The organism is Caldovatus aquaticus (genome assembly GCF_019458025.1).
GTDB classification, from domain to species: domain Bacteria; phylum Pseudomonadota; class Alphaproteobacteria; order Acetobacterales; family Acetobacteraceae; genus Caldovatus; species Caldovatus aquaticus.
The window spans coordinates 1-5,500 of sequence record NZ_JAHZUY010000107.1 but is presented as its reverse complement, the minus strand read 5'-3'; the positions used below and the strand labels follow the sequence as shown (position 1 = coordinate 5,500).

The following is a 5,500-nucleotide window of genomic DNA, read 5'->3' as shown; positions in this document are numbered from 1 at the left end:
TGCCGGGGCCGGCCGCGCGAGACGTTCCGTCAAGGCGCGGCCGGAAAAGGCCCCGGCGCGGCTGCGGCGCCCGGCGCGGACCGCGGCCGGCGAGCGGGTGCCTGCCACCCCGGCGCTCCCGCCGCGCCCCGCCCGCCCGCCGAAGGCGCGGACCCCGAAGGTCGCCCCGGCGCTGCTCGACCGGCTGGTGGCGGCGGCACGGCAGAGCCTCGAGGACGACAAGGCCGAGAACGTCGTCGTGCTCGACGTGACCGGCCGTGCCGACTACGCGGACCGGCTGATCATCGCCACCGGCCTGTCCGACCGGCAATTGCGGGCCATGGCGCAACACCTCGAGGAGGCGCTGGAGAAGGCCGGGCTGCGACTGACGCGCGACCGCATCCAGTCCTCGCCCGACTGGGTGCTGATCGACGCCGGCGACCTCGTGATCCACCTCTTCCGGCCGGAGACGCGGGCGCACTACGCGCTGGAGAAGATGTGGGGCCCGGGCAGCCCGGAAGCCGAGGCGACCCCGCCCCCGGCGGGCGCGGCGCGGCACGGCGACGACGGCTCCGCCGGTCTGTAGGCTGTAGTCCGGGCCGCCCGGCGCTCCCGCCCGCCGCGGCGCGGGTGCGGCGTCGCGGAGCCGGCGGCCGAACGCCGCCCGCGCGGGCGGCAGAAGGCTCGCCCGCCTGCGGGGGTCACAGCGAAGCGCCGCCGTCGAGCGCGATCGCCTGGCCGGTGACGTTGCCGGCCTCCGGCGAGACGAGCCAGGCGAGCGCCGCCGCGACCTCCTCCGCCGTGGTGATGCGCCCGGTCGGCGTCGCGGCCGCCGCCGCGGCGGCGTCCATGCCGAGCTCGCGCCAGCGCGCCGCCGCCATCCCGGTCGCCACCCAGCCGGGACAGAGCGCGTTCACCGTGATCCGCCGCGGCGCGAGCCGCAGCGCGAGCGCGCGGGTGAAGCCGAGGACGCCGTGCTTGGCCGCGGTATAGGCGACCTGGTCCGCGACCGCGCGCAGGCCCAGCACCGAGGCGATGGTGACGATGCGCCCTTCCCCGTCCGGCATCCGCCGCGCCGCCGCCAGGGCGCAGCGCCAGGCGCCGTCCAGGTTGGTGCCGAGCACCGCGCGCCAGTGCGCCTCCGCCCGCTCCTCCTCCGCCGGATCGGCGCCGGCGACGCCGGCGGCGGCGACCAGGACGTGCACCGCGCCGAAGCGGGCGGCGAGATCCTCGAACAGCCGGCGCACCGCCGCCGGGTCGGTCACGTCGAGCGCGGCGAAGGCGACACCGGGCGGCAGCGCGTCGCGCGGCTCGTGCCGCGCCGCGGCGATCACCGCGTAGCCGGCGCGGGCGAGGCGCGCGGCGCAGGCGCGGCCGATGCCGCGCGTGCCGCCGGTGACGACGGCGAGCCGCCCCGCCATGCCGCCCGCGCCGGCGCTCACGCCGCGGTGGTCCCGCCGTCCACCGGCATGACGACGCCGGTGACGAAGCTCGCATGGTCCGAGGCGAGGAAGGCGACCACCGCCGCGATCTCCGCCGGCCGCGCGAAGCGGCCGAGGGGAACGGCGGCGGCGTAGGCCGCCTCGCTGCCGGCGGCGTAGCGGTCCGGATAGCGCGCGGCGAGCTCGGCGATCACCCGCCGCAGCATCGGCGTGTCGGTGCTGCCGGGGGCGACGCAGTTGAAGCGGATGCCGTGCCGCGCGAAGTCGAGGGCGGCCGACTTCGTGAGCTGCGCCAGCGCCGCCTTGCTCGCGCCGTAGGCGGCGGAGACCGGCTTGCCGATCAGCGCCTGGTCGGAGGCGATGTTGACCACCGCGCCGCCGCGCCCGCCCGCGAGCATCGCCGGCAGCGCCGCCTGCAGCACGGCGAAGGGGGCGAGCACGTTGATGCGGAAGACGCGTTCCGCCTCGGCAAGCGGCGTGTCGAGCAGCGAGCCGAGGACCGTGGCGCCGGCGTTGTTCACCACGATCTCGAGCCCGCCGCCGAGCGCGGCCACGGCGCGCGCCACCGCCGCCGGGATGGCGGCGAGGTCGGCGAGGTCCACCTCCGGCAGGTCGAGCCCGGCGACGCGCGCGCCCGAGGCCTCCAGCACCGCCGCGACGGCACGTCCGATGCCGCCGCGATGACCGGTGAGGAGGGCACGCTTGCCCGCCAGGCCCGCGATCCGCGGCACCGCCTCGCGGTCCTGCTCTTCCGCCATGCGCGCCGTCGCCTTGCTCCCGTCAGCCGTTCCACGGCCGCCAGCTTTGCGCCGCCGGCGGCGGGGGGCAACACGGCGGCGCGCGACACGGTCGCGTGAGGAGGCGCGCTCGCGGAAGGGCGCCGAACGCGACCCGGCGGGGGCGTTCGAAGGCTCCCGGGGCCCCGGAGGGTCGGCCCATCCGGCGAGGGTGGAGCTGCGCGGGGCGATGGACGAACAACACCGAGGCGCGACGTCCGAGCGCCCAGCGAGGACTGCCGCGCCCCTGCCCCGGAGCGGCGCGATCGAGATCGCGCACGAGGCCGAAGAGGTGTTCGCCTTCCTCGCCGACATCGGGGACCTGCCCGCTTTCCTGCTGGGCATGCGCACGGCCGCGCCCTGGGCGCCGGCCGGGTGGCGGTGGAGGGCGCGCTGGCCGGGCGGCGCTACCGCGCCGAGGGCTGGATGCGGGCGGACCGCGAGGCGCTGACGCCGGCATGGGGCACGGAGCTAGGCAGAGCGCCGCGGTGCGCCGGGACACCGCGGCTCGCGCCGCTCGACGGCGGGCCCTGCGCGCCATGCACCCGGTTGGAGCTCCGCCGCGGCGCCGCTCGCCGGGATGCGCGCTCAAAAGCGCGGCCAGGCGGGGCACACAGGGGAGGAAACGATCGCCCAGGCGCTGGCGGCGATCGACGGCCTTTGCGGAGACACCGCGGCGGAGCGCGATGCGAACCCGCGCGACCTCGCCCGGATCGCCGACACCAGACGGCCGCCGGCCCGACCCGCCGACGATGCCCACTCGGGAGGAGACGGAGGGCCGCGATCGCGAGGACGGCCGGCTGGCCGGCGCCTGGGACGGGATGCATGACGCCGGGCCGCAGGCGCCGGACTCGGGCCGGCCGGAAACCGCAGGAGCGAAGCGATTGCGGACGGCGCAACCCGGCCGAGCGTGCCGGCGCGTCTCCCACGGCCGAGGACCACCGTCGCGCTCGGCGTGGCGAAGACGGCGCGGGGATGGCGCGGCGCTACGGCAACGCCGCGACCGCCGCCGCCCCACCCGCGCCGGGGGCGCAGCAGCCGGCCTCGATGCGGTGCGGACGCCGACGGACCGCAGCAACGGCGCGGTTCGACGGTCCGCCGGTGCGAGAGAAGCCGGGCGGGCGGTGGGTCGCGACCCGTGCCGGCACGATTCGCCGACGGTACGCGAGCGGCACGGAAGGCGCGTGCGGTCGCGCGTGACGGCCAGCGTGCGTCGGCGGTGGCCCAACGCCGCCGCATCAGTCCGTCGATGCGCCGCGGAGGCCGGCCGAGGACGAGGCCCGTCGGCAGGTCGGTGCCGTAGTGCCACGGATCGCCGGCGTTGCGCTTCGCCGTCGCGACTGGAAAGGCGACCGCGGGCCGGCTCCCGCCGCCCTCGTCAGGGTCGGCGAACAACCCATCCGCCGGCGCGACAGGGGCGGCGCGCGGGCCTGTCGCGGCCGCCGCGGGGGGCCTACTCCAGCAGGCTGGCATGGACCCAGCCCTCGAACCCGCCATCCCCGCTGACCCGCACCCATCCCCCCGCGGCGCGGCCGAGCGCGACAAAGGCCGTGCCGCGTGGGGCGGTCGCGATCACGGGGTAGTCGCCGCCGGGGCCGGAGCGGAGGTTCGCCGGCATCCGCAGCACCACCGTCTCCGCGGTGTCCCCGGGAAGGCGGCCCGCCTCGTTCCCGGCGGGGCCGGGGCTACCGCCGCCGTCCCAGGCCCCCGGCCCCTGCCCGGCCACGTCCTCGCCCCGCCGCCCGGGAAAGAGCGGGGCAACTTTCCCGGCCGGACCGGTCCGGTCGGCCACCTCCGCTGCGGCAGAAGCGGCCACGCCCGATCCACCGATCGGTGGCGCGGGCGCGGCGGGGAGGCGGGTCTGCGGCGTGGGCACCTCGCGGCAGTAGCGATGCCGGGCCAAGCCGCCACGCGACAGGCCGGGCCCCTCCTCGAGGACCACCAGGGGCATGCGGGTGCGCAGCCGTCCCCCGCCGGACCCCATGTCGTTCCCGGCGTCGCCGGCAGCCACGAACGGAGAAAGCGCGGCCGTCGCGGCGGCGACGGGGAGGAGAACCCGCGCCACGAAGGGTTCGGCCGTGGCGCCATCCCGTCCGAGGACGAAGCCGCAGACGGCGACCTCGTCTCGGGCACCGAACCGACGGACACGGAGCTCGAACAGGCGCGGCCTGTCGCCGGTCGTCGGCGCGAGGCGGGCCCGGACAGCCGCGAGCGCGAAGGCGGCAACGGCCTCCTCCGCTTCTGGTGCGGCCGCCGCCGCGGATACGGCGCGGTCGGGCTGGCGTTGCGCCGCCTCTTTCGGGCCGGGCCGGCCCGGCGCGCCGGGCAGGAGGAAGGCAACGACGGCCCCCGCGGCCCCGAACGCCAGCAGCAACCCCGCCCCGAGAAGCCAGGCGCGTTCCCTGCCCATGCGTGTCCACTTGCCGCTGCGATGCTGTCCGTTGCGACGTGCCGTTCCTGCGCCGCGTAGAGGAAAGGCAATGCGGCCCATCCGTGGGCCGCCTCACTGCGCGATATGGGGGCGGGGCGGCGACAAGGGGAGGGCGCGGCCCGTGCCCTGCCGGTGCGCCGCGGGCGGCCTGCGTGCGAAAAGAGAAGGCCGCTAACCCGATGGGTTAGCGGCCGAGTCAACAGGGAGGCTTCACGTCTGGGAGACGAAGGGGTTCAAGGCCTCGCCGTATTCGGGCACTGCCCTGAACGACCCTGTCCGACGAAGTCAGCCGGACCGTGTTTATAATAGTAGCCACTCCGGCATGCGTGATTCCGCAAATCGGACAGTCGGCCATGCGGTTTGAGCATGCCACCACCCGCGCCCCGATTTGGCCGGCCCACCGGCCCCATTTCCTCCCCCGCGCCAAGGCCGGCCCGGAGCGCCGATGTCCCGCCCCGCGTCCGGCGGCCTTCCGAGGCCCGAGCCAGGAGCGAGCGGCAACACCGCGGCCCGATCGGTGCCGCCCCCCTTCCTCGGGCGCGCGGCAGCCGCTGCGGCCTGCCGCCGATCGGGCCGATTCGCGCGCCCCCAGAAGAACAGTCGCCCGCGCTCCGCCCCAGGGTCTGCGCCCAATTGCCGTGGGAACGGTGCGGTGATTCGCCCTGCCCAACGGCGGGGGGATGGACCGTGTCGCGCCTGTTCTGGCTGAGCGACGTGCCGTGGGCGGCGAGCGAGCCGCATCTGCCGATGGTCCACACCGGGCCGCGGCGCGTGGACGACCGGCGGGGGATCGGCGGCATCGTGCACCGTTTCCGCGAAGGCTGCCGCTGGCGTGCCCTGCCGCCGGAATAGGGGCCATACGCCACCGTCTT

The 5,500-nt window shown here is 77.1% G+C and carries 5 protein-coding genes; 2 read left to right on the top strand and 3 right to left on the bottom strand.

Annotated features, from left to right (window positions below; translation table 11 throughout):
* Positions 1-565, top strand: a 565-nt coding sequence (rsfS, locus tag K1J50_RS18495; RefSeq protein WP_369413652.1) for a ribosome silencing factor, incomplete at its 5' end; no start/stop codon positions are given.
* A gap of 115 nt (positions 566-680) precedes the next feature.
* On the opposite strand, the gene K1J50_RS18490 is transcribed toward rsfS, so the two are convergent.
* The 3 genes from K1J50_RS18490 to K1J50_RS18480 form a co-directional block, all read right to left on the bottom strand.
* Entirely contained in the window at positions 681-1,421 is a 741-nt protein-coding gene (locus K1J50_RS18490; RefSeq protein ID WP_369413651.1) for an SDR family NAD(P)-dependent oxidoreductase, read from the bottom strand.
* Entirely contained in the window at positions 1,418-2,179 is a 762-nt protein-coding gene (locus K1J50_RS18485; protein WP_220119219.1) for an SDR family NAD(P)-dependent oxidoreductase, read from the bottom strand. Before K1J50_RS18485 ends, K1J50_RS18490 begins: the two co-directional genes overlap by 4 nt.
* 1,471 nt (positions 2,180-3,650) lie before the next feature.
* Positions 3,651-4,688: an SH3 domain-containing protein gene (locus tag K1J50_RS18480; RefSeq protein ID WP_220119218.1), complete on the bottom strand. Its 1,038-nt coding sequence runs from the start codon at positions 4,686-4,688 to the stop codon at positions 3,651-3,653.
* A gap of 627 nt (positions 4,689-5,315) precedes the next feature.
* Between K1J50_RS18480 and K1J50_RS19685 the strand changes: the two genes are divergently transcribed.
* Positions 5,316-5,480 (top strand): transposase, encoded by a 165-nt coding sequence (locus K1J50_RS19685; RefSeq protein ID WP_220119217.1) that lies wholly within the window; start codon positions 5,316-5,318, stop codon positions 5,478-5,480.
* The last annotated feature ends 20 nt before the right edge of the window (positions 5,481-5,500 follow it).

What these genes read in the sequence shown, in the direction of transcription:
- K1J50_RS18480 (WP_220119218.1), bottom strand. Translation starts at nt 4,688, where the DNA reads ATGGGCCGCATTGCCTTTCCTCTACGCGGCGCAGGAACGGCACGTCGC.
- K1J50_RS18485 (WP_220119219.1), bottom strand. Translation starts at nt 2,179, where the DNA reads ATGGCGGAAGAGCAGGACCGCGAGGCGGTGCCGCGGATCGCGGGCCTG.